Consider the following 23,459-nt stretch of genomic DNA (forward strand, 5'->3'; position numbering starts at 1 on the left):
CGGTTACACGCATTTTCAGGCCGATCGCGACTTCGGCTATTACGCGCAGCTAACCGCCGAAAAGATCACGATTAAGGACTTCGCCGGGCATCAGTTCTGGGAGGGAGGTGGGAATTGCCGCTCGGCCCTGCCAACGAGGCGCTGGATTACCGTGTGCATCGCTACGTAGCCCGGTGCGGAACTGCATTATCGTTTGCGGCTCACCGTCTACACCGAACGTGCGGCGCCTCCCTATGTTGAGGCGGTTGCAGGTTCGCAGCTAGCAGCGCCCCACGCTCACTTGTATTGCTGTTCGCTTAATTGTTTGGCAAGACTATCCACGTCAATCCGCCTTCCTGCGATTCGACAATTTTCGCGTTGTAGTTTGGAGTGATCACACGTGGGCGAGATTTGACGATGTCAGCAACTTTCCTGACTATCGGTTCATCCGCTTCGGACCAATCTAGTGCTGCGATGTCAGTGCCACTACCGGACAAAACAACCCGCTTCTCGCACTTGTACACTGCTGTAGGGATTCCTTCTGGAGCGCACTCGAGCAATATCACGCGCTCCGCATTGCGCAGTTCATCTAGGGTAGCTTTCCGTACAAGTACGCTGTAATCAAACGGGACGCCGTTGACGTCCAACGTGCAAACAAATTTTGCGTCTCCTTCTATCCTGGTTGGATTTACCTCAATTAGCCAGCGGCCACAATCTGATTGAAGAAATGCCGCCAGTATCTCGTCCGCGTTACTTTGTTTCACCTTTACCACACTAGCCTCCTAATCTCAGCAGCAAACACTCGTGGCCGATAGAACTACCGGCGTGACTTTAGCATCCCCGGCCCAGTAACACCGTGTTGTCCCTCCTTCTCGATATTGGACGGGATAACCCGAGCTCAACTGGAGGCCTCCCGCGCGGCGGTGCAAGCAAGTGTGTATCCGGGTCGGCATCAGTCCATCAACCCGCGAAATTCCTGTATTGCAGCGCAACTGCGGCAGCTGACATCAAACCGGAATGCAGACTCACTCTTTTTATATCGCGACAGCTCGCAGAGGGTGCGATGGACCCGAAACACCTGGTACGCGACCCCGAGCGGGTCAGGAACGCCCTCGTGGAAACACCGGACGGCAAACTGGTGGCCCGGGATACCGTCAGGATCTACATCCCGGCCCGATTTGCGGAGCGGGGACTCGCCGAGGTTGGTATTGAAACATTCATCTACGGCGTCTATGCCATCACGGTCGAAGACAGCTACTACGGCGTCTCGCTCGTGAACGCCATGATCCGCATCGAGCCGACTTCCATGATGAAGATGCTCATCGGTGAGGACGAATACTACGAGTTTGAATTTGAGAAAGGCGCGGTCATCACGCCCTCGCTGAACCTGGTCAAGAACGATGCACTCGTCTACCGGATTTTCAACGAGATGCTCGCCGGTGCCCATGTGCCCTGGTACATCGGCTATAACGAAATGGCGTGCCTGCTCGACAGCGCGAAGTATCACGCCGGCGCCAATGTCGGTCGAAACCACGACATCACGGAGCTGCTTGTGTCGATCGTCTCGCGCAATCCGCACGATCGCCACGAGTTCTATCGTACGGTGGTGAAGGGGCAGCACGACCTGCTAGCCAACCCACCCGTTTTCATCCCCCTGCGTTCGATTGAATTCGCGGCCACCAGTGCGCTGAACAAGGTCGCGGGCAGCTATTTCAGCCGCGGCGTCGTCAGCGCGCTCGTGAGTCCCAGTACACGCGTCGAGCGGCTCAATGACATTCTCGCCCGATAGCCGCCTTATGCTTCCAGGGTTGCTCGTGTGAAAGCTTCCACGTTGTCGATCAGTTGATCCAGCCCAGCGCGCGAGGCCTCGATGTCGCCTGTGCTGATGGCGGACGCAATCACGGCATGCAGACGCGCGGTCTCCCCGAGATTCGCAAAGCGCTCGTAATGCGCGTACCAGAAGCGCCGCGAGAGCCCCTGCATCAGCTTCATCGTCGACGTCGCGTATTCGTTGTTGCCGCTTTCAAGCAGCATCCTGTTGAACTGGCGATCCAGCGACAAAAACTCCGTGCCGTTGTTGGACTTTCCCGCCGCCGCCATCAGATCGGCGATCAGTGCGAACCGGGCTTTCTGCGAAGGTGTTGCGTTTCTTGCCGCAGCGCCGACGAGCAGTCGCTCGACTTCACGGCGTACCTCAAGCAATCGCAACTGCTTGCGAACGTCGAGCTCGGAAACCATGATGCCGAGCTTTGGCATGATCACGACCAGCCCTTCGCGCGATAACTGCTGCAGGGCTTCACGAACGGGTGTGCGACCCAAACCCAGGAGTTTGGACAGACTGTTCTCCGACACAATCTGTCCAGGCCGCAAGGCGAGCGTGGCAATCCGCTCCTCGATCTGGGCATATGCCTGATCGGCAAGACTCTGCTCTTCCAGTGAATCGGGAGAAGGCAGCGGATTGGGTCCATTCATAGCTACATCCAGTAAGTTATCGGCGGCTGCCGGGCACCTCGCGCTCCCCCAGCACCGCGCCCTTTGAAAGCGGTTGTACCAGTTGCCGGTACATGGCAAGCCAGCCCTTTTCCTGGGTCGGCGGCAGCGGCGGCAGTGCAGCCATTCTTTCCCTGAGCACGGCGTCCGACAGTTCGAGGTCAATCGTCTTGCGGTTCAGGTCGATCACAATCGTATCGCCGTTCTGTATTGCGGCAAGCGGGCCACCTTCGGCCGCCTCTGGCATCACCTGCCCGATCGTGATGCCGCTGTTCAGGCCGGAGAGTTCACCATCGGTCACGACCGCAACGGACTCGCCCAGTCCCGCGCCCACGAGCGCTGCCATGAAACTCGCGGCAAATACGGTGCCGGGTCCCCCCTTCGGGCCAAGCATACGCAGTACCACGACTGAACCGCGCTCGATTTTACCCTGCTCGATCGCATTAATCGCATCGTTCTCGTTTTCGTACACGGCCGCCGGGCCGATGAAACGCCGCACGCTCGCGGGCACCGCGGACAGCTTGACGATCGCCCCGTCGGGGGCCACATTGCCGCGAATGATGACGAGGCCGGGCTCCGGGCGCATCGGTTGCGCCAGCGGCGCAATCACGCGTTCGTCCGGCGCGGGCTGCCCGGCCAGATTGTCGGCGAGGGTCCTTCCCGTCACGGTCAGCACCGACGTATCGAGCACGCTCGCAAGCTGCTTCATCGCACCCGCGCAGCCGCCGGCGGCCGCGAAGTCCTCGATGCGGTCCGGCCCGTTCGGGCGCACCTTCGTGATCTGCGGGACCAGGTGCGCGGCGAGTTCGAATTCGCGGATGATGTCGACATCGCACTCCGACTCGATCGCCGCGGCGATCAGGTGACGCATCACATTGACCGACGCGCCGATCGCCACTGCCACTCGCACCGCGTTGCGGAACGCGGCCGCCGTCATGATCTGCCGGGGCCGAAGATCCTGTTCGACCAGGGCCATGATCGCCTTGCCGGCGCTCGCAGCATACCCGTTGAGCTCGTCGCTGCCCGCGCGGATGGGCGCATTGCCGGTCAGCGCCATACCCAGTGCCTCGGCCATGCAGTGCATCGAGTTTGCCGTCGCGAGTCCCGCGCATACCCCCGGCCCCTTGATCGCATGACAGGTCATGTCGGTCAGTTTCTCGAGCGTGATCGTACGGGCCTTGTATGCGCCCACCGATTTATAGACTTCCTCGATATCAACGTGGTGGTCGCCGCACTGCGAGCCCAGCTGGAAGCCGCACGTCACGATCAGCGACGGTACGTTGAGCCGGCCGGCCGCCATCAGCTGTGCCGGCGTGGTCTTGTCGCACGACGCAAGCAGCACCATGCCGTCGAGCTCGGCACCTTCAACCTGCACCTCGACGTCGTTGACGAGCAGATCGCGGGTCGGCATCAGGTAGCGGCCCTGCTTGCCCGCGCTGGTCACGAAATCGGACGGGGCAACCGTGCGGATTTCAAGCGGCACGCCGCCTGCGGCACGCACGGCGTCCTGCACGACCTGGGACACGCCGTCGAGATGCTGATAGCAGACCGACAGCTTGCTCGACGAGTTCACGATCGCGATCTTCGGCTTTTCGAAATCCTCTTCGGACAGACCCATCGCGAGCCATTGCGCACGGCGCACGGCCCAGCGCGTGGTTCCAGGCGTAAAGCTGCTGCGGAGTTTCGGCTTGTTCATTGATGTTCCTCAGTTGGTAAGTTGTGCACCATCGCGATTCAGGAGCACGCGAACGTCGGCTCCATCGAGCCGACGCACGTCGATATGTTCGTTCACTGCAAGCGCCGCGGCGTGTCCTATTGCGTGCCCATACGAGAAGCACTGCGCGGTCACGCGCGCCGACGCGACGGCTTCGTGCTCAGCCGACAGGCAGCGCCCGGCCACCAGCAGGTTCGTCCCGGACTCGGGTACGAAGCAGCCGAACGGAACCTCGTAGTAGTCGTTGAGCAGCCACTCGACACGCGGCTTGCTGCCGCTGTGCAGCTCGATCGGCCACGGCGAGCGCGCGATGCCATCACGAAATTTCGTGCCTGCGAGAATGTCCACATTGCGCAGCGTGCTGACACCGGCCACCTGACGTGTCTGCCGCACGCCGACCTGCACGCCGGTATCGATGACGAAGCTCGCTTCGCAGCCGGTCAGATAATCCCGGAAGAAACGCGCGTATTCGCGGACCTGCAGACGGCCCTCGAATTCGGCCTCGGTAAAGTCGCGATGGATCACCGGATTCAGTTCGCGCCCATCGGCGCCCGTCACGCGCGTGCAGTTGCACAGCAGCTCGCCGGGCTGCGGCGTCGGAAAGAGCCAGATCTTGCCGCGCGGCAACCGGTAGCCCCGTGTGTTGGCTTGCGCGATCTGCTCCGAGACAGACGGCGGCATGATCGTGTCTGCGCCATACGCCTGAAGGAAACGGGCCACATCGACGCCGCCCAGCCGGAAGATCATCGTCGGGTTCTGCACGCGGCCGTTGTCGCCAATGGTCGTGCCGAGACCCGCCATGGACACGAGATCCGCATCGCCGCTGGCATCGATCGTCAGCGGCGTAAGCACGCGCACCTTGCCCTGCCCGGTATGGAGCTGCGCGCCGCGGATTGCATCGCCCTCCTTCAGCACATCGGTTACCGTCGCGTGATAGATAACCGTCACGCCGGCATCGCGCAGCATCGCGTCAGCGACCTCCCGCCACACCAGCGGGTCGTGCACAAGCGTCCACGTCTTGCCGTATTTGACCGGCGCGCCAAGTCCGTTGCGCGCCCTCATCCGCGCGATGAAGTCATCGACGAAGCCGTGTACGACCTGCGTCGGGCCCGCCCCTGATTCCGTTGCCTCGTACAGTCCGCACACCGTGCCTGATAGGCCGGCGACGGCCCCACCACCGCAGAAGCCGTAGCGCTCTGCGAGCACAACGCGCAAGCCGTTTTTCGCGGCGGTAACTGCGGCCGCAAGCCCGGCGGCGCCACCGCCCGCGACAAACAGGTCGGCGTCAATTGTCTCCCTCACGCGGTCGTCGACGACCGCCATACCCATGAACTCGCTCATCTCTCCTCCATCACAATCCATGGTTGACACTTTAGATATGGTGGCGATACTCTGTCAACATGGTACTAACATATTAGCCAGATACAAGGCTTCACCACCTACAGGAGACAGGTATGAGATTACGTGTGGGCTATCGATGGATCATTGCGGTAGTACTGTTTATTGCGTACAGCATCCAGTATCTCGATCGCGTGAAAAGCAGCGTCCTGAACCCGGCGATCGCGCACGACATCGGCCTCACCACGGCTGACATCGGAACCGGCGCATTCCTGATGCTGCTGTTCTACGGACCGGCGCAGTACGTGTCAGGGCTGCTGACTGACCGCTTCGGCGCAAAGAAGATGCTGATTTTTTCGGTGGTGGCGTGGTCGGTGATGACCATGTTCATGGGGCTGATCCAGACGCGCGATGAATATCTGTGGCGGATGGCGTTATTCGGCGTACTGGTCGGCACGGAGTACGTGCCGTCGGCTCGCGTGCTGATGCGCTGGTTCAACAAGGAAGGGCGGGCCCGCGCGCAATCGGTGCTGGCCTGGGCGTGGATCCTGACGCCGGCATGGGCGAGTGTGCTCGCGACACAGTTTGCCGCACATGCGAACAGCTGGCGTATCGTTTTCTTCGTCACCGGTGCGCTTGGTGTCGTCCCCCTGCTGATGATCATCCTGTTCGTGTACGATCGGCCAGAGCAGTATCGTCATGCAACCGAGGCCGACCTCGAATACGCGTACCGTGACGAGCTCGAGGCGGGCACGATCCGGCGTGGGGAATATGCGTCAGCGCAAAAGACGATCCTGAAGGCAAGTAGTGTCCGCTTCCTCGATTTGTTCAAGAATCCTACCTACGTCGCCGTCATCTTTGTCGATATCGTGATGCAGATCACGCTATATGGTGCACTGGTCTGGATTCCGCTTTATCTTTCCGACACCTTCGGCTTCAAGCTGCAGACGATGGGCTGGTGGAGCAGCCTGTATTTTGCGGCGGGCGCGATCGGCAGCTTCGTGTCGTCCTGGCTGTCGGACAAGGTCTTCAGGGGCAACCGGAAGATCATGATCCTCGTGTGCTTCATCGGTCTCGCACCGTTTGTCGTTCTGCTCGGCACGCTGCAGCACGCGAATCACATGCTGCTTGCGGTGGCGCTGTGTGGCATGGGCTTCTTCGGCAACATGGCATGGGGGCCGTTCCTCGCGCTGCCGGCGGAGATTTTCACGCCTGAGGTCTACGGAAAGGCGATGGGCTTTGTGAACGGCGCCGGCTATTTCGTTGCCGCATTCTCGGCGAAAATCTTTGCCGCGCTGGTGATGGTCGATGCACTGGGCCACAAGGACTACACCTACGGGTGGTACTTCATCGCACTTTGCGTGGTGGCCGGGATCGTGGCGGCCAGCAGGATCAGGTCGACGCGCAAACCGGATCAACGGGTGAAGCAGGTGGCGGCGAGTCTTTAGCACATCAGCAGTACATCCGTATCTTCAACCGGCTGAGCGATAAAGCGGGTGAAGGGAATCGAACCCTCATCGAGAGTCCGGCATGGCTCTACCCTATCCCTAGGCTACACCAGCGGATGACCCCCGCTTAAGCATCCGCAATCGCGGAAGACCAAGAGGCCCAGCGATCCCACATCGCCGGGCCTTTTTTCATGGCGCTCGCACGTGAAGCATGTCAGCTAACGCCATATGGCCCGCAGCATATCGGACTGGCTATCCCGATGTAATAGAAGAATGTCGAACCTTGCACGGATATCTGATCGTGCGCAGCGGTTTCAGATGTCATGCCATCTCCCAGGCTAACCGGCAGGCCCACCTCCCAAATTCTATGTCCTGAACATCGCGCGAGGCCCGGTCATGACCAACTATGTGCGCTTTGGCCTCACGGCACTGAACGGCATGAACAAATCGGGCACCCTCAAGCCCGACGCCAACGGCTACTATCCCGTGGTCCTCGGCGGGTTGAACATGTTCAACTCGGTCAACCAGTACTACCCCTACGAGCCGGCCAGGGAGTTTTTCGAGGGTTCCAGCCAGTTCATGCGGCGCGTGCATTCCGGCAACCTGCGCGGCGAATATGGTCATCCGCGACGTTTGCCTGGCCAGAACATCGAAGATTACGCCCGGCGCATTCTCGATATCGACGTCAACAACGTTTCGCATCATATTGCCGAAGTCACGCTCGATTTCGAAAACTACAAGGACCCCGAAGGTCGCAACATCATCGCGATCCTCGGACAGGTCAAACCTTCCGGCCCCCAGGGCGCCCATCTGAAAAACTCGCTCGACAACCCGAAGGAGAACGTGTGCTTCTCGATACGCTCCTTCACGCTTGACGTGCCAGTCGGGCGCACCGTGCGGCGCGAGCTCAGGAACGTGGTGACGTGGGACTACGTCAACGAGCCGGGGCTTTTCATCGCGAGTAAATTCAATTCGCCCGCGCTCGAGGAAATTGACGAGGCAATGTTTTCCAGGCCGCAGCTGGATCGCGCAGTCGCTGCGGCAAACGCCACGAATATCGGCATGGAATCAGCCCAGCTGACCCTGGACGATCTCTATCAGTCGCTTGGATGGCTCACCGAAACCGTCACCCCGCCGTGGCTCGGATGGTAACTATACTGAATTAAATGGGGCTGGCGCAGCCGGCCCCTATGCCGTCCACCGTTCGCTCCACCCCGATTCAATCCAGTTTGAACCCTATATCACTGCACTGAGCCGCAAGTGGAAATCTGGCATGGAAAATTCTTACCGCGCCGAAATTTCCTATGCAGTGAATTCTTTCCTTCAACTGGAACACGTATGGACACCGTCACCGTAACCGAACACGTTGAACCCGTATTCATTTTCAAGGCACAGGAATACCGGCTCGAGGCCCTCAAGGCACAACTGCCGCGCGCACCGCTGGTTGAAATCAGCACGGCGGACCTCAATCCGCCGGGAGTCGGGGAAGGTCCGTTTCAGGTGCAGTTCTTTTCCGGTGCAATGGATGGTGCGGGCGAGGAGGTCACGTTCTTCAGGCAGGAGGGCAAATTCACCGTCCTGCTGGGTCAGTCATATGTCCAGGCGCCGCTCAAAGACGGGACCCGGCACGTGCGCGGCCGCATCATTTCAAGCCCTGCGCTCAAGCGCGCCAGAATCGGATCGCCTTTCATCGAAGGATCCGCGCAGGCGCTGCAGGAACCCGTGCGCGAGCCTGTCGCCGTTCAGACCCCGGCTAATCGCCGCAACACCGGTCTAGCACGCACTGAACCTCGGCGCTGGCACACGAACCCGCGTCCACGGAATGGCGCTGGCGCCCGCGGGCAATCCGCAACGTCACGCTATCGCAAGGGAGGCTAACCGGACCACTATCACGGCGCCCCATGTTCACCGCCTCAGGCCCGGACCGAATCCCGGCCAGCCCATCTCTTCATTACCAGGAAATCCAGCAATGAGCACAACCACACTGAGCCCTGACAAGCATGCGACATCCGCCGCGATCAGGAAGGATCTGAAGGTCAACGAAAAGGGCAGGACCGAGGTGCCCGACGACCTCTACGAAAAGCACCTGCCAGACGGCATCACCATCGAGACCGTCAATCGTCTCCACGAGCACAATCGCACCTTCTTTCTTGCAAGCCTCGAAGCCTTCGGAGAAGTCTCCGAAAGCGCGCTGAAGAAGCACAAGGATATCGATCGCACGTCAATGCAGATCAACGCAGGCGATGGTGCGCGTTTTTCGGCGCAGTATGCCCGATCGGTCAAGCGGGCTGCGACCGGCGAGGATGGCAAGGTCGGCAGCGAAACGACCTACGGCGCGCTCACCGGCAAGTACGTAATCAAGGGCGGCAATGCGGACGACTACAACGCCGTCAAGGAGCGGTTTGCGAAGCAGGCAAAGAAGCTGTTCGCGGAATAGATCGCTACACGAGGGATCGCTACACGAGTCTGGCGGGATGGGCTTTCCCATCCCGCCTTTCTTTTTGCCCTTCTTCTTTCCGACTCTCATAGCCGGATCTCGTCAATTTTCACCGGAGTCAACAATGCCAGTCGTCGTCACAGGGGAGTTTTTCAAGAAGGATGTGCATGCGCCCATGCAGACGCATTGCCGCCTCGATGGCGGTCCCCGTCTAAAGCGCGCCGTGCGCGTCGTCCTGATACGCAAGGCCAATACGCAGCGCTGGGTGGGCCTCGTGTCGGATAGTCCGGCGCAGGTTGGGGTATCGGTCTCGAACGCCGCTCAGGAGTACATCGAGGCCGCCTGCAGGCTCCCGTCCCGGCCACTTTTCCCCACATCCGTCGCATGGTTTCAGCGAGACTCGCAAGGAAGCTTCGATCGGCTTCAGTATTCCGGCAATGGTGTCGGGTTCACGGAACTGCAGATGCCAAACGTTCCTGCGCGAAGCTATGAGGCGATGGCCGCGGCCTTCCAGCACGAAGGCATCGATGCGGATAACGCGTACGTGTCTGAAGCAATTCGTTGGGCACTCACTGACTGATCATGCTCGTTGACAGTGCGCCGCCATGCCTTGCTGGCATGGGAGTAGGCATGACACAAAACATCCTCACCGTTCTCGCCATTCTTCTGTGGTGCCTGATCGGCACCGTACGTCTGAATCGCATCCCCCTTCTCTCCGACGCCCGTCTCTACGCCAGGTACCGTCACGGCCCAGCTATCAACCAGCTTGTGATCGTGATTGTTCTCATCGCGCTCTGGCCAGCAAGCAGGCCCATCAGCGCATGGTTGACGAGCCGGATATCTCATTAGCCTCGCGGCGACACAAGGCCGCGACTTCCCTTCTGCACCCATCCAAACAGGAAACATGCCATGTCCATGCTCGACAGGAAAGAGGTGGATCAACTCTTCCTCGCGCACAGCACCTTCATCGTGCCGGCGGACGGCCGCGGCTCACACGCCGTCATGTCCGTCGACCAGTTTCACGCGGCAATCGCGCAACTTGAATCGTCACTGCAGGCACACCAGCCCGTGGCCCCCGAAGCTGCAGGTGTTGTGAAGCTGCCCGACGGCAGCGCCTGCGCAATCGTGAGTCTTCCGCTACCAAAGGACCACTGGCTTTACGCGCCACACACCTACTCCGCGAACAGGCCTGGCCACGAGCCTGACGAGTTACGCGAGCCGGTACTGGGACCGCAATACCGTGATGCTGTCGTGGCCGCTGCGCGCTATGCGGTTCGCGCTGCAACGATGTGCGGCCAAGAGCCCGATTTCGATCCTGACGCGCTCGTACGCAATACCGTCTGCGCGCTCTGTGGTCCATACGCTCACGGCTCGCTCGCCAGGGATGACCGCACGCCCTCATCCACCTGATCACAACGCACCGCGAAGCAGCCCTGGCCGGCTTTCCGATCCTTCACAAGGGCCTATGCCATCCCACCTCGTCATCATGGCGTGTTCCGCAACCAAGGGCGTGGTCGCTGCACCCGCAGTTGATCTCTACCAGGGCGTGATGTATTCGACATTGCGTGCGAACATGCCTGCACGGCCACCGCCCATTCTCATCCTGTCGGCAAGGCACGGCTTCGTCCTGCCAGACCAGCTTATTGGGCCCTATGAACAGCGGATGACGGAGGCACGTGCCAGCGAAATGCTCGCAAACCTGCCCGCCTTCGACACGGTCCAGTGGCCCTCAGATCCGGGCTCAATACTGTTAGCCGGTGGAGCAGCCTACCGGCGCGTAATGCGGGCGGCTATCCAGCGCCGTGTCCATCTCGGCCTGATCCCGGCCACCGCAACGACGGTCGAGACGACGGGCAGCATTGGCTATCAGCGGGCGCAGCTAGGTGCGTATCTGAGGTCCATGGCAGCGGGCGACGCATGACATCCGACCCTGCATTCTGCCGGTTACAAGGGCGCATCAAAATTTAATGTACCTCATTGAAAGACACCGCATGAAAACCATCACCATGCCGGTCATCGCGACCTGCCACATCACCCGGGCAACCGACCGGCTTCTGCAGGACGAAGGCGACCGCAACCCATGGACCATTGCCGCACCGTATGACGAAGGCGTTTTCATTTACGTCCAGTCCGAAGATGGGGAAGGCCAACCCGCGGAACTGGGTGATATCTTTGCCTGGGCCCGCAGGCACGGCCACGAGTGGGTTTGCATCGACGCGGCCGGAGACGTCGTCGACGGGCTTCCGTTGTACGACTGGGACTGACGCCAGGCGGGAAGCACGACAGGCACATCGTTTACAGATCATTTTCCAGACGGCATAGTGCCCTCCCCATTGGGGAGGGCACTGATCACCTTTCTTTTTTTCTTAACCCCAACCACCGCAATCAGGACGTCACTGCGCTGCTTGGCGGCGTATTGACCGCGGCGAGCGCCGCGGCCGCGAGCGCGGCCGTCACATCCTGTCCTGTGGGCAGCACCGAGGTCGGGCTAACCTGATTCGCCGCGATCTGCGCGATCTCGTTCTGGTAGCCGGTCGTCGTGGCAGCCACATCCGGGTTGATCGCGTTGATGAACGCGTTCTGCGTGTAGGGATTGGCGTTCACGATGCTGATCGAGCTGAGCACCTGCTGTGCGAACGCATCCACCCCCAGACTCCATTGCGCGATGCCCGAGTAGGTAATGTCGACTGTCAGGTTCTCGAGCGCACTGGCCTGATCGCGCGAGCCCAGGATGTCACCGGTGCCCGTCGGGTACATGTTGGTCACGAGCCACGACTTCACCACCCGCGTATGTGTCGGGTCAGGCTCCATGAACAGCATCGTCGCCGAGTACATGTCAGCGAGCATGTCCGGTGGCGGACTCATGCCCGTGATGCCAGAGAGCGTGGCAATATTCGCAAACTTGGTGTCAGGGTCCATCATGAGATTCGTGATCCACCCCTGATGAAACATCGACACCGGCATGCCGTATTTCTCGTTCCAGCTGAACTGAGGCTGCGAACGCTCGCGTTTGACATCCGTGAAGTCCTGCTGCATGTTCCCGCCGCCACCGACTGGCGTCTCCGCCATCTCCACCGTCAGGTGTGCGTTCAGGCCTGTGATACGCAGCGCGTGCAGCTCCACGAGCGCGCGCAGGGTGCCGATCCATACGTCCGGATTTGGCAGGTAGCTGAAACCCAGCGGAGCCTCGACCAGAATGCAGATCAGGTTGCGCCGGACGTACTGCTGGTTGCTGACCCACTGAACGTAGTTCGGAACGAACCCCATCTGACCACCAAAGCGGGGATCAAGCATCGGGTTGTTATGACCTTGCGCGAAACCGAACTGGTTTTGCAGAATCGCATTTGCGACGCGCCCCATGACCGTATCTCCCTTTGCTCAGCATTGCTTACCGTTGCAGACGCTTCCCCAACGGGGCGAACTGGCTTGCGCTCAGGTCGTCGCTGTCGATGACTGGTCCAGCCGCACGGACTGGATCACGATGGTGGCAACCGTCTTCATGCCGGCGGCCGCGATCTGCAGGATCGAGGTCCAGCTGTAGTTGCGCTGCGCGTCCATGCCGGTGATCGTCGTGGTCGGCGTGATCGTGAAGCGGTTATCGAAGATGTTCGCCACGCGCGTCGTGATGAAGTTGTTCACGTTCTTGATGAGCTGCGCGTTGGTCATCGATGACACTCCGCTGAACTGACGGCGTGCGAGGTCGCCGATCTTCTCGAGCGTGCAGATGGCACTGACCGTGAAGAAGCTGTTGAGCACCGACGTGTCGTTGTCGTAGATCGTCTTGAGCGCAGGGAAATACGCCTGACGGCGCGCGCAGGCTTCGACTCCCACCATGCCGTTGGCCCAGTCCTGGTTGCGCGCGGTCGCACTCCAGAAGGTCACGTTGATGTTCGAGAAGAGGTTGATCTGCGAGCCCGGCTGCATGTCGAAGGCGTAGCCAGACTTCCACTTGCCGCTGCTCGCGCCCATGTAGGCCGCAGCCTTCGACGCAAGCTCGATGGTGAGTGGCAGCTGGCCGGTGTAGAGCGAGCCCGTGAGCGAGCCCGAGCCTGGCACCACCATGCCCCGTGCGCAGGGCGTGCCAAAGTAGTCCGACTCGGGGTACTGCTGCAGGAACGCCTTGAGCGCCACCGCCATGGACGATTCCTCGGAGGCAGTAAGCGGCGGCGAGAGCGTCGAATAGGTCGACAGCGTGATGAACGTGTCCGGCCGTTGCGAGATGAACTGCGCCAGCGCCTTCTTGGTGTCGATCGGAAAACCCGAGTCCCAGAAGTGGGAATACGGATACATCACCATTTCCTGGATCGGATCAGCCGCGTCCGCAAAGCGCGCGGCATCCTCTGCCACGAGCGCCGCAAAGCTTGCATCGTCCATCGTGCCGTCGCTGCCGCCCGATGCCCACAGCGTGCTCGCCTGCCCCAGATACGCCGCATCCGGGTCCGACGTGTTGAGCTGGAAAGTCGAATAGGGCGCTCCCTTCGACGAGACGCCGCTGACGAAGTTGAAAAGCCACTGCTCGCCATGCGCACCGGTAAAGTCAGAAAACGAATTGATGGCCGCGGCCTCCGCCGCGTAGAACATCCCGATGAGCGTGGCGAGATTGTCGTCGTAGACGTGCAGGCTGCCGAACAGGCCGTAGACGTCAGCCGTGCCCGCCGGATTGTTCAGGTCCTGCCAGGCATTCAGGAAGATGTCCTGGATGGATATCTGCGCATCAAGGGCCGTATCGATCGCGTTGGGCTTGAACGTGACGTCGAGATACGTCGAGCCGTTGATCATGCGCGTGAGCGTACCCGTGCTCGAAGCCGAGGCGCGTGTAACGCACGAGACACGAAACGGATAGACGAGATCGTCCTCGATGAAGTTCGAATTGGCCGGCGTTGAGGAATTCACCGTCGGCGCCCACAGGCGCAAGCCATCGTTGTTGCCATACGCGCCAAAGCTTGGCACCAGCAGGTCCATCACCGGATAGCGCTGCGACGTATCTGAACCCGAGGATTGATCACCAGCCAGAATCTGTGCCTCGCCATAGTCGCTTGACCCGTCGGGGCTGTACGTCACCGTCGACACAACCCATTTCGCGATATAGCCCGCAAGCGTTGAGCCCGCGCCCGTAACCGGAACAGGCGCACCGCTCTCACCCGTCATGAATGAGCCGTCGGTATTGCGCTGGTACTGCTGGATTTGTGCCGGGAGCACATCCAGGCACAGACGCAACGACGCGGGCGGATTCGCGTCTCCCGGTTGCAGGCGCCTCACCATGATCGCGTTGCCCTGGGCATTTACTGCATTGGCAAGCACTGTCGCGTGATTGGCCCACGGTTTGCGCAGATCGAATGAATCGGCGCCATACAGGTTGGTCAGATCGACACCCGACACGACTTCCTCGGTTGTCGGGCCCATCTGCGTGTACAGATAGATGTAAGGGAGGTGCTGGGGAATCTGCTCCGGGGCCGGGGTCACCTGCTGCGTACTGAGATCATCGGTACGCTGGAAGATGGTCATCGGAGCGCCATTGACAATCATGGCTGTTGTCATGGTTGTGATCCTGAAATGAAATGCTATGGCTGGAAAGCGATGCGGCGCATCATATAAATTTGTGCGCTTCGTAATCCTCAGTAATTCACGCGATACGGCATCGCGGGTCACAGGGCGGGCCGTTTCTTCTGGACGAGGGCGTGGAGAATGAAACGCTATGCGACGGCGTACGACACCACGCAGTGCAGTGGCTACGTACTGGACAGGCTGGACTCAGGACTGAAGGCGGCGCTGCTCGCGGGAGCGCTTGCACCTTCCAACGAGGCGGCCACGATACTGGAGGTGCACGGAGGACAGCCGCTCGCGGACGCGGTGCCCGAGTTTGCCCACCCGTGGCTGATTACGCACGAAAAAGAACGCGAACAAACACATGGACACGATTGGCGCGGGACCATCGTGTTCGATGCCCGCCCGTTCGGCGCCTTCGACAGGATCAAGGGGCAATTTCTTGTCCGCAACGAGATCGAATACGGCCTGCAACGGCGCCGCGCGCAACTGAACGACATCTGGGTCAATGACGATCCGGCGCTGCTGCGTGATGTCTCTCCGGTGGCGATGAGCCTCTTCGCAGGCTGGATCAGCGAGAACCTGGCAAGACGCTTCGCGCTCGATCCCCGCGAGCAGTTGAACATGGCCATCCTCTCGGCCATTCACTACCTTTCGCTCTTTTCCGACGATGGGAACATCGATACGCCCCAACGCATAAAGATGGCGATGCAGGTGTCGCGTGGCTTGCGCTGTCCGGCTGAGGAAGTCATGACGCTGCTCGAGAAGCGGCAGCACGAGGGGCCAGGGATCATCGGCCTGTGCGGGGCTGCCGCAGATGCCACCGGTAGCGTGAGACTGCGTGAGCTCAACCCCGGCATCCTGATCAGCATCGTCAAGGGCACGTGGTTCGGCATCAACGCCGCCGAAATGCTGGCCGTGGCGCTTGAACATCCGCCCACCTGGCTGGCCCTCCTTGCCGCCGCGCACATCGAACGGACCTACCGGAATTCAGGCCTCGCGCGCATGGTCGAGCGTCAGGCCCACAAGGAACCCAACCAGCTCTTCCTGCGCGCCGTGCTCAATCTTGCACAACTGGCCGATCGCGGTTCGCGCTAAGCGCCGCCCCCTTGCCCAGGCTTCGTTTCTGTCGCCCTTCGCGACGCTCTTTGTCCGGGATACGAGCATGTACGACTATCTCGTCGATAACGCTTTGCGCAATGTCTGGTGTGCTCCCACCCAGGACCGGCAGGCCATACTCCAGCCTGCGCGGCTCACCCCCGATGGCGGGGTCGTCAATAGCGTGCAGATCGACTGGTCCCAGTACCGCCTGCCGGTCAGCAACACCGCGTATCACATCTACCAGATCGGACAGATCAGTCCATTCCTGCTGGGCCTGCTGTCGTGGGCCCGAACATGGACGCCGTTTGCTGTCGCCATGAACCGGCTGAACCTGATCGTGGATCTGTACGTCAACTCCGGCATCCAGCTCGCACGCTTCCAGTCGTACTTCATGATCACCCGTGACAACAATCTGGTCGTCGCGGTGCAGTTGCAGTCCACCATCGACATCAACCTGGATCACGAACCCCTGTGCCTGCGGCTCTACAGCAATGCCTTTTTCCAGAGCCCACGCGCTACCGCCGGCGCGACACAAAACTACATCCAGACCGGCGGCATCGTCCCCAGGATCAAGACCGATATCCTGCCCGTCCAGAATACCGTGACGGCACTCAGGGCGCAGCCAGGCACCGTGTACTGCTTCGTGAATGGGTTCAAGGTCGACACGATCAACGTGGTTACCGCGCAGCCTGGTGACGTGATCGAGTACGTCTATGACAGCTCGGTCTATCGCGTCGCGGATTTCGCACTCACCGGATTGCCGGTGTTCAACAGTACGCTCGACAGCAAGTACAAGTACCTGCTTCACTACAACGGACGCGGACGCCACACCATCGACTACGAGGACGACATCGACGTGTGGGTCATCTACACGCTGCCCAGTGGGCTCACACAGGGCGTCTTCTACCACCACAACGAGACAGATGCGATCCGCAACGTCACGCACCGCGACTACGCGTTGCCCACGGCCTATGTCGCAGGCTATCTGTCTGCACGCGGAAACTGGAACTCGGAGTCGAACGTCACGATCCGCCTCCACATTCGCAAGGCCGGACTCGAGCGGCCACTCATCCATGAGAACAACCGCATCTTCGAGCTCTACAAGCTCGATGACGACCAGATTGTCAGCGCGATGGCGGGCGTCGATGCGACGCTCGAAAACTGGCAGGCAGCCACACTGGAAGCCGCGCCCTATACCCGGATCATGCGCGCATGCAGTGACAGAAGCGGTAACAGCATGTTTGATCGCCGGACGGTCGAGGAAGCGTACGGGTACAACGCGACGAGCCGGCTGGTTGGCATGAGCCCTCTCATTCCGGTACTGGAATCGGGCCAGCTGATCGTCAGCCTGCCCTACAACCTGCAGAGCAACGTCACGGCGTGGGAATACAACGAAGACGGCACCCTGCTTGGGTATTACCCGCATGCAAGCGGTGGCGTGTATGTCTGCCAGAACAGCGACTGTGCACTCGTCGAGGTGATCTACGGTGCGGCCAGCCAGCTGCCCGACGACACCTACGGACAGGCGTCGCAGGTGATCGACCCGCGGCTCGACTACCGGATGTACACGTGCGACATCGCGTCGGTGACTGGCAAGCCGCTCCTGAACTGGACCGATGTGACCGGCAGCAGCCAGTATGCGATCCAGGACGGCATTCTTACCTGGCTAATCGACACCACGAAGACTTACACTTGCGTGAGAAGCAACCGGACGATGCTCGCGTACACGCTCTACATCCAGCCGCAGGAAGGCATCCTGCCGATCACGATCCAGCAGCAGGGCATTCTTGACTACGTGCTCCAGCTCTTCTCGATGCAGATCCCGATGGGCCAGCTCGACGTGTTCGTGAACGGCCGCTCGATGATCCAGGACCTGGACTATGTGATGCGGTTTCCGGTGATCATGATTAACAACGTCTCGGCCCTCTCCTTTCCGCAAGACAGACAGCAACAGATCACACTACGCTGGACGGGCTTCTGCAATAGTGATCTGTCAATTCCGCTGCATCGCGATGTCGGCTGGGTGCAGTATGGGCTTCTGTCGAACAATAACCGCTACAACATCCGCGACGACGATGTCACGCGCATCGTGGTCGGTGGCGGTGTATTTCCGAAGTCGAACCTGAAGTTCGCCGAGGATGACGCCAACATTCTCTCGCCGCTGCCGATCAATGGCCTGCCCTATCAGGTCCAGAAGGTGATCGTGCCGATGCTCGGCGTCACGAACGAGGACACCTGGACCTACTTCGACCGCGCCCTTGCCGTCGACCGCGCGGTCGAGGACTACATGACCCTCTACTATCCACTGCCTGCACCTGGCGTAGCAAGTGGCCCCGATGTCATCGAAGCACTCTATCCGCTGTTCAGCCCCTTCTGCTGCAAGATCATCTACGACCTCGTGCTCGGCATCATCGACGAGACGCCCCTCCAGTCGTTCTACAACGACGACTTCGTGCGCGAGGTCTGTCAACCCTATGAGTACCTGCTGGCGTTCGACCCGACCCAGCCAGCCAATACACAGGATCCGCGGTTCGTGACGATCCGGCCGCACAACCTCACGGTGACCATTGCGCTCGAGATCTATGCGTACAACTTCGTGAATAACGCGATCCGGATCTACCTTGGAAACCAGGTGCTGCTGAACAACTACGTCTCCATCGCCGACCTCACGGGTAGCAACGCGATCACCAGCGCAACCAGCAGTTGAAGCACAGCGGAGATTTTCATGGCCGACATCTTATCCGGTGCCGTCGAGCTGCCGGTCGGCACCGACGGCGGCGTCCCGATCAGGGGTCCTGACAACAGTCTGTGGGAGATATGGGCATACCAGAATCTCTGGCTCGGCGCCGCGGGCACTAACAAGTACATCCCGAAGGTCAACGACTACGTCTGTGACTACACCATCAACCAGTGGTGGCGCGTGACGCTCATCGACCCCATCACGTATGTACCGACACTGGTGCCGCTCACCACCACGCCCAACGCGGCCATGACCGAAGGAGACCTGCTGCAGGGTGTAGGCCCGGGCACACTTGCCGACACCTTTCGTGTGTATCTGGACACCAGCGTCATTCCCTTCATTCTGGCCGTCGATGGCCGACTCTGGTACCCGGGGCCCGATGTGGCTTCGGTCAAGCTGTTCACGGGGTCGGATTTCACGACCAACGAAAACTGCGTCAGCGGCTACTACGATCAGTCCGGCACGCTCGTCTCCCAGGCCATCACACTCGCGCCCGTCACAGTCCAGTTTCCCGATGGTTCGACCGGCACCGTTTCAGGTGTGCCGGTTTGCTATACGAACGTGCGTCTGGCCGACGCCACGCCGGTGACCGCCGTCGCCTATTCATCGACAGGCGCGGTCGTCTCCATCCGCCAGTTGCTGATCCAGAATACCGGCTGCATCCGCCTGGCCGACTCCGGCGTGAAGTATGTCGTCGGCATCGAGCTCAGGACACCCTTCCTGTCGAGCTCAGACCCGACGCTCATCCAGTTCCCCATTAACGTGATCCTCGCGAACCTGAACCTGATGGGCATCGTGCGGTACAGCGACGGCACGAGCGCCATGCTGCCAGTCGACAACACAAAATTCCAGATACTCGGCTTCAACGCCTTCGTCTCGACGATCGTCGGGCAGTCGTTTGACGTGGTGCTCAAGTACAACCTTTCACCCGACGAAGCGGTCTTCAATGCGAACTCGGTCGATCAGGTCGGCTTCATCACGCGGGCCTACCGCATGACGTCCATCAATTCGGCCGGCGCCTACGCGCTGAAGCTTCTCGCGTTTCCCGTGTGGCGTGACAGCATCACGGGTTACCGGCTCGACTGGTTCCTGTACAACCTCGATCGCAGCACGTGGTGGAACGTCACGAGCCTGGTGCAGTTCTCGCCGGCGTTCCCGCCATTCCAGCCGCTGCAATATGGTGTCCAGCAGGACATCAACGCGCAGGTACAGTTGAACAAGGTGGATCCCAGCTTTACGAACTATCTGTTCAGCGCAACCGTGGCCATCACCCTGCTCGGGCCCGGTATGCAGGATTCCCCGTGGCAGATCCAGTTCGAACCCGGGCAGATGCCCCCTTACGGTCCCGGCAACGTCGCGGCCGTTAATGAAGTTCAGGCCAACCAGTACACCATCAATATCGCGAGCGGCTACCGGAAGCAGGCTGACTGGCTGCAGGCCCTCTACTACAACACGCTGCCTCTCACCGACCCGGCCACCGAGGCGCAACTGCCCGTGCCGACGCATTTCGCCATCCAGATGCCAGATGGCAGTGCTCCGATCGTGTGCCCGATTTCGCAATGGGCGTCGACCTTCAGCACAGGCGTGACGATTCCCGACGACAGCACGCTCTATGTGACCTTCTACATGCGCACGACGACAAACGACCTGCAGCTGAGCATCTGCGGCCTGCCGGTGCGCTATCCAGGTACGTAGCGGACACAGAGCCGGCATGCGGCCCCCTCCCCTGCGAGGGAGGCAAGCCTCAAGCGGAGGCGACCAGATGATCCTCTTCCTCGACGACTTCAGACAGTATCCGCAGGCGATCATCGACACCGACACTTCCAACCAGAGCTTTCTGAGGCTTGCGACGATCTACCGCCGGATGTCGGTGCACAACAATGCGTTTCTCCTCGCCCTCATCAACCCGGATCTTCAGGGCGTGGATCCCTTCTCCGCCGATCTCACGCTCGAACAGATGGCTGCAATCGCGCTCGAGTGCAAGTCAAACCCCTTCTATTTCTTCCGCGAGGTATGCCGTATCCCGGTGAGCGGCACCAACGAGGCAGTCCCCTTCCAGGCCAACCGCGGCAACATCGCGCTCATCTGGTGTTTCTTCAATCACCTGATGATCTTCCTGATGATGATCCGGCAGACCGGCAAGTCTGTGGCGGTCGACTCGCTCATGGTTCTGCTGCTGAATTTCATCTGCGTGAACACCGAGCTCAACCTGCTCACCAAGGACGAGGTCCTGCGCCGCACGAACGTCGACCGCGTCAAGAAGATCATCGACGAACTCCCTCCCTACCTCCAGCAGCGCACCCGCCAGGACACCCACAACGGCGAAGAGATCACGATCAACCGCCTTGGGAACAAGTACAAGACGCACGTGCCCCAGGGTTCCGAAAAGGGTGCCTACAAGGTCGGGCGCGGCCTTACCACCCCCGTGATACAGATCGACGAGGGGCCGTTCCAGCCGAACGTGAGCATTGCCGTTCCCTCGGCGCTTGCCGCGCGCAACGCGGCGGTCGACGCCGCGCGTGCGAACGGCTCGCCCTATGGCGTGATCTTCACCAACACCGCGGGCAAGATCGACGACCGTGATGGCGCCTTCATCTACCGGATGCAGGGCAGCGCCGCACCATGGACGGAGAAATTCTACGACGCGGAAAACGCCGAAGAGCTCGAGCGTCTGGTGCGAAAGTCCTCGCATGGGGAAAAGACCCCGGACGGCAGCCGGCGCAGCGTGTACCGTGTCAATATCACGTTCAATCACCGACAGCTCGGCAAGACGGACGGATGGTTGCGCGAGAAGATCGAGGAGGCCGCCGTAACCGGCGATGATGCGAACCGCGACTTCTTCAACATGTGGACCTCCGGCACGCAAACGCATCCCCTGCGGCGCGAGATCCTCGAGCTGATCGTGAGAAGCCGGCAGGAACCGAAACACATGGAGATCAGCCGGGAAGGCTACATCACACGCTGGTATGTGCAGGAGCGCGAGATCGAGGCCAGAATGCGCCTGGGCCGCTTCGTGATCGGACTCGATCCGTCCAACGCTTCGGGCGGCGACGACATCTCTCTCGTGGCACTGGACATCGACACCCTCGAAGTGATCGCCGCCGGCACCTACAATGAGACCAACATCCTGCTCTTCTGCGGCTGGGTAGCCCAGTGGCTTATCCGCTGGGATACCACGACACTCGTCATCGAGAACCGCAGCCTCGGCCAGGCGCTGATCGACTACCTGCTCTACATGCTGCCAGGCCACGGCATCGACCCGTTCCGGCGGCTCTTCAACCGCATCGTCCAGGAGTACGACGAGCTCCCGGCCCGCTATCATGAAATTCAGGTGCCCATGGGGCGCCGCCCGACGGATATCTACACACGCTACAAGAAGGCGTTCGGCTTTACGACCTCCGGCGGCGGCACCTATGCGCGCAGTGAGCTCTACTCGGCCTCGCTGCAGCTCGCCGCAAAACGTGCTGGCTCCAATGCCCACGATCCGGTGCTCATCCAGCAGGTCGCGCACCTGACCACCCGCAACGGCCGTATCGATCACGAAGAAGGGCTGCACGACGACATGGTGATTGGATGGCTCCTCGCGCACTGGCTGCTGACCCGCGGCAAGATGCTGTCCTTCTACGGCATCGACGATCGCCGCATCGGCTCGGCGCTGAATGCCGGAGGGCAGGAAACCATGATCGACCATCAGCGTCGCCGCGAACAGCAGGCGATCCAGGATGAAATCGGGCGTCTGGCCGACGAGCTCTCACGCGAGCCCAATGAATGGGTCGCCGCGCGCATCGAGCATCAGATGCGGCTACTCGATCGACGGATCGTGCTCGAGGAAGGAGAGATCTTCAGCATGGACACGCTTATCAACCAGGCCAAAGAGAAGAAGCGCGAGCGACGGCTCCTGCGCCGCGCAGCTACGCCGGCGGATCCCCCCAACCCGTCGCCCCTGGGATTCTTCAGCGATACCCCGCCCGGTGCCAACATCCACACCCTCAAACGTGGTGGCTGGTAGTGCGACTGTCACGGCAGACAAGCCGCGTCGGGCTTTTCTGCCGCTATACCGCTAGTGCACGTACGAGCACTTACTCGCCGGCCGGGCCCTGCGCTCGCTTCGCCGGGTGCTTTTTGTGATGGTGGTGAGCGCCCTTGCTAGGGACACCCTCATGAGCAGGCTGCGCGTCCTGATCGACTACAGGCGGCTGGGCCTGGACGTCCCTCGCATGTTGCACAATCTGTGCAGCGACATTGTCGTCATGGGTCATGACAATGCCGTTTTCCGTCGTTTGTGCCGATGCTGCGCCTGCCACGAACAACGAAGCGAGCAGCGCAAAAGAGATTTTTTTCATGGTCAGTTTCTTCACGTTGACAATTGGTCGCGAGCCGCTCCACAAAAGTTTGTCACGGCCCGCGCCCGGATTATCCATCAGGGCGTATAGAAAGTGGAACGAGATTCAGGTCAGGAATCGCGTCGTCAGGCAGCGTCCGGTCTCATTTATTTTGAGACAGTTGCGTCTTGACAAGAAATGACAATTCAAAGGGGTCCGAACCGTTGATCCTGACACGATCAAACGTTATAAAGTCAGGTGGACCAATCGCGGTCGCAGTCACGGCTCATCTCAGATTGCAGTTCTACCCTCCGGGCCGTGCCTTCCTTAAATTCCAGGGAGCCAC

General features: G+C 60.5%; 21 protein-coding genes and 1 tRNA gene. 14 read left to right on the forward strand and 8 right to left on the reverse strand.

What is annotated here, in order from left to right; genetic code table 11:
- Positions 1–296 precede the first annotated feature (296 nt).
- Positions 297–752 carry a hypothetical protein gene (locus HDG34_RS15740; protein WP_184061175.1) on the reverse strand — a complete coding sequence of 152 codons (456 nt, stop codon included), beginning with the start codon at positions 750–752 and terminating at the stop codon, positions 297–299.
- Positions 753–1,093: 341 nt separating this feature from the next.
- Between HDG34_RS15740 and HDG34_RS15745 the strand changes: the two genes are divergently transcribed.
- Positions 1,094–1,768: a hypothetical protein gene (locus tag HDG34_RS15745; RefSeq protein ID WP_184061176.1), complete on the forward strand. Its 675-nt coding sequence runs from the start codon at positions 1,094–1,096 to the stop codon at positions 1,766–1,768.
- Positions 1,769–1,773: 5 nt separating this feature from the next.
- On the opposite strand, the gene HDG34_RS15750 is transcribed toward HDG34_RS15745, so the two are convergent.
- Genes HDG34_RS15750 through HDG34_RS15760 form a run of 3 tightly spaced genes read right to left on the reverse strand, consistent with a single transcriptional unit; the run spans position 1,774 to position 5,524 of the window.
- A complete protein-coding gene (locus tag HDG34_RS15750) occupies positions 1,774–2,451 on the reverse strand; it encodes a GntR family transcriptional regulator (RefSeq protein ID WP_184061177.1) in 678 nt (225 codons plus the stop codon).
- 16 nt (positions 2,452–2,467) lie between these two features.
- A complete protein-coding gene (locus tag HDG34_RS15755) occupies positions 2,468–4,165 on the reverse strand; it encodes a dihydroxy-acid dehydratase (protein ID WP_184061178.1) in 1,698 nt (565 codons plus the stop codon).
- Between the two features lie 9 nt (positions 4,166–4,174).
- Complete coding sequence (locus tag HDG34_RS15760; protein WP_260321186.1) at positions 4,175–5,524, reverse strand: FAD-dependent oxidoreductase; 1,350 nt, start codon at positions 5,522–5,524, stop codon at positions 4,175–4,177.
- Between the two features lie 113 nt (positions 5,525–5,637).
- Here HDG34_RS15760 and HDG34_RS15765 point away from each other — a divergent pair, with 113 nt between their 5' ends.
- Complete coding sequence (locus HDG34_RS15765) at positions 5,638–6,969, forward strand: MFS transporter (RefSeq protein ID WP_184061179.1); 1,332 nt, start codon at positions 5,638–5,640, stop codon at positions 6,967–6,969.
- A gap of 43 nt (positions 6,970–7,012) precedes the next feature.
- On the opposite strand, the gene HDG34_RS15770 is transcribed toward HDG34_RS15765, so the two are convergent.
- Positions 7,013–7,083: transfer RNA gene (locus HDG34_RS15770), tRNA-OTHER, on the reverse strand.
- 282 nt (positions 7,084–7,365) lie between these two features.
- On the opposite strand from HDG34_RS15770, the gene HDG34_RS15775 reads away from it, so the two are divergent.
- From HDG34_RS15775 to HDG34_RS15810, 8 genes are all read left to right on the forward strand, one after another.
- Positions 7,366–8,121: a S80 family phage morphogenetic serine protease gene (locus HDG34_RS15775; protein WP_221311848.1), complete on the forward strand. Its 756-nt coding sequence runs from the start codon at positions 7,366–7,368 to the stop codon at positions 8,119–8,121.
- A gap of 186 nt (positions 8,122–8,307) precedes the next feature.
- Entirely contained in the window at positions 8,308–8,847 is a 540-nt protein-coding gene (locus HDG34_RS15780; protein ID WP_184061181.1) for a hypothetical protein, read from the forward strand.
- Positions 8,848–8,938: 91 nt separating this feature from the next.
- Complete coding sequence (locus tag HDG34_RS15785) at positions 8,939–9,406, forward strand: hypothetical protein (RefSeq protein WP_184061182.1); 468 nt, start codon at positions 8,939–8,941, stop codon at positions 9,404–9,406.
- A gap of 124 nt (positions 9,407–9,530) precedes the next feature.
- Positions 9,531–9,986: a hypothetical protein gene (locus HDG34_RS15790; protein WP_184061183.1), complete on the forward strand. Its 456-nt coding sequence runs from the start codon at positions 9,531–9,533 to the stop codon at positions 9,984–9,986.
- Positions 9,987–10,036: 50 nt separating this feature from the next.
- Positions 10,037–10,255, forward strand: a complete 219-nt coding sequence (locus HDG34_RS15795) for a hypothetical protein (protein ID WP_184061184.1) — start codon at positions 10,037–10,039, stop codon at positions 10,253–10,255.
- Positions 10,256–10,315: 60 nt separating this feature from the next.
- Complete coding sequence (locus HDG34_RS15800; RefSeq protein WP_184061185.1) at positions 10,316–10,816, forward strand: hypothetical protein; 501 nt, start codon at positions 10,316–10,318, stop codon at positions 10,814–10,816.
- 55 nt (positions 10,817–10,871) lie between these two features.
- Positions 10,872–11,327: a DUF6884 domain-containing protein gene (locus HDG34_RS15805; protein WP_260321187.1), complete on the forward strand. Its 456-nt coding sequence runs from the start codon at positions 10,872–10,874 to the stop codon at positions 11,325–11,327.
- 70 nt (positions 11,328–11,397) lie between these two features.
- Complete coding sequence (locus HDG34_RS15810) at positions 11,398–11,670, forward strand: hypothetical protein (RefSeq protein ID WP_184061186.1); 273 nt, start codon at positions 11,398–11,400, stop codon at positions 11,668–11,670.
- Positions 11,671–11,791: 121 nt separating this feature from the next.
- On the opposite strand, the gene HDG34_RS15815 is transcribed toward HDG34_RS15810, so the two are convergent.
- Complete coding sequence (locus HDG34_RS15815; protein WP_184061187.1) at positions 11,792–12,766, reverse strand: hypothetical protein; 975 nt, start codon at positions 12,764–12,766, stop codon at positions 11,792–11,794.
- A 72-nt stretch (positions 12,767–12,838) separates the two neighbouring features.
- Positions 12,839–14,944 (reverse strand): hypothetical protein, encoded by a 2,106-nt coding sequence (locus HDG34_RS15820; protein WP_184061188.1) that lies wholly within the window; start codon positions 14,942–14,944, stop codon positions 12,839–12,841.
- A 147-nt stretch (positions 14,945–15,091) separates the two neighbouring features.
- On the opposite strand from HDG34_RS15820, the gene HDG34_RS15825 reads away from it, so the two are divergent.
- The 4 genes from HDG34_RS15825 (at position 15,092) to HDG34_RS15840 (ending at position 22,800) form a co-directional block, all read left to right on the forward strand.
- Complete coding sequence (locus tag HDG34_RS15825) at positions 15,092–16,048, forward strand: hypothetical protein (RefSeq protein ID WP_184061189.1); 957 nt, start codon at positions 15,092–15,094, stop codon at positions 16,046–16,048.
- A gap of 67 nt (positions 16,049–16,115) precedes the next feature.
- Positions 16,116–18,758 carry a hypothetical protein gene (locus HDG34_RS15830; protein ID WP_184061190.1) on the forward strand — a complete coding sequence of 881 codons (2,643 nt, stop codon included), beginning with the start codon at positions 16,116–16,118 and terminating at the stop codon, positions 18,756–18,758.
- 18 nt (positions 18,759–18,776) lie between these two features.
- The gene (locus tag HDG34_RS15835) at positions 18,777–20,486 is read left to right on the forward strand and encodes a hypothetical protein (RefSeq protein ID WP_184061191.1); all 1,710 of its coding nucleotides are present in this window, start codon (positions 18,777–18,779) and stop codon (positions 20,484–20,486) included.
- Between the two features lie 67 nt (positions 20,487–20,553).
- On the forward strand, positions 20,554–22,800 hold the full coding sequence (locus HDG34_RS15840; protein ID WP_184061192.1) for a hypothetical protein: 2,247 nt from the start codon (positions 20,554–20,556) through the stop codon (positions 22,798–22,800).
- Positions 22,801–22,870: 70 nt separating this feature from the next.
- On the opposite strand, the gene HDG34_RS15845 is transcribed toward HDG34_RS15840, so the two are convergent.
- A complete protein-coding gene (locus HDG34_RS15845) occupies positions 22,871–23,149 on the reverse strand; it encodes a hypothetical protein (RefSeq protein WP_184061193.1) in 279 nt (92 codons plus the stop codon).
- Positions 23,150–23,459 lie beyond the last annotated feature (310 nt).

This window comes from Paraburkholderia sp. HC6.4b (assembly GCF_014200875.1).
Taxonomy (GTDB): Bacteria; Pseudomonadota; Gammaproteobacteria; order Burkholderiales; family Burkholderiaceae; genus Paraburkholderia; species Paraburkholderia tuberum.

Coding starts and splice junctions, on each gene's coding strand:
- HDG34_RS15810 (WP_184061186.1), top strand. CDS start 11,398: ATGAAAACCATCACCATGCCGGTCATCGCGACCTGCCACATCACCCGG.
- HDG34_RS15755 (WP_184061178.1), bottom strand. CDS start 4,165: ATGAACAAGCCGAAACTCCGCAGCAGCTTTACGCCTGGAACCACGCGC.
- HDG34_RS15750 (WP_184061177.1), bottom strand. CDS start 2,451: ATGAATGGACCCAATCCGCTGCCTTCTCCCGATTCACTGGAAGAGCAG.
- HDG34_RS15765 (WP_184061179.1), top strand. CDS start 5,638: ATGAGATTACGTGTGGGCTATCGATGGATCATTGCGGTAGTACTGTTT.
- HDG34_RS15840 (WP_184061192.1), top strand. CDS start 20,554: ATGATCCTCTTCCTCGACGACTTCAGACAGTATCCGCAGGCGATCATC.
- HDG34_RS15800 (WP_184061185.1), top strand. CDS start 10,316: ATGTCCATGCTCGACAGGAAAGAGGTGGATCAACTCTTCCTCGCGCAC.
- HDG34_RS15805 (WP_260321187.1), top strand. CDS start 10,872: ATGCCATCCCACCTCGTCATCATGGCGTGTTCCGCAACCAAGGGCGTG.
- HDG34_RS15795 (WP_184061184.1), top strand. CDS start 10,037: ATGACACAAAACATCCTCACCGTTCTCGCCATTCTTCTGTGGTGCCTG.
- HDG34_RS15790 (WP_184061183.1), top strand. CDS start 9,531: ATGCCAGTCGTCGTCACAGGGGAGTTTTTCAAGAAGGATGTGCATGCG.
- HDG34_RS15830 (WP_184061190.1), top strand. CDS start 16,116: ATGTACGACTATCTCGTCGATAACGCTTTGCGCAATGTCTGGTGTGCT.
- HDG34_RS15815 (WP_184061187.1), bottom strand. CDS start 12,766: ATGGGGCGCGTCGCAAATGCGATTCTGCAAAACCAGTTCGGTTTCGCG.
- HDG34_RS15825 (WP_184061189.1), top strand. CDS start 15,092: ATGAAACGCTATGCGACGGCGTACGACACCACGCAGTGCAGTGGCTAC.
- HDG34_RS15780 (WP_184061181.1), top strand. CDS start 8,308: ATGGACACCGTCACCGTAACCGAACACGTTGAACCCGTATTCATTTTC.
- HDG34_RS15775 (WP_221311848.1), top strand. CDS start 7,366: ATGACCAACTATGTGCGCTTTGGCCTCACGGCACTGAACGGCATGAAC.
- HDG34_RS15820 (WP_184061188.1), bottom strand. CDS start 14,944: ATGACAACAGCCATGATTGTCAATGGCGCTCCGATGACCATCTTCCAG.
- HDG34_RS15785 (WP_184061182.1), top strand. CDS start 8,939: ATGAGCACAACCACACTGAGCCCTGACAAGCATGCGACATCCGCCGCG.
- HDG34_RS15835 (WP_184061191.1), top strand. CDS start 18,777: ATGGCCGACATCTTATCCGGTGCCGTCGAGCTGCCGGTCGGCACCGAC.
- HDG34_RS15760 (WP_260321186.1), bottom strand. CDS start 5,524: ATGAGCGAGTTCATGGGTATGGCGGTCGTCGACGACCGCGTGAGGGAG.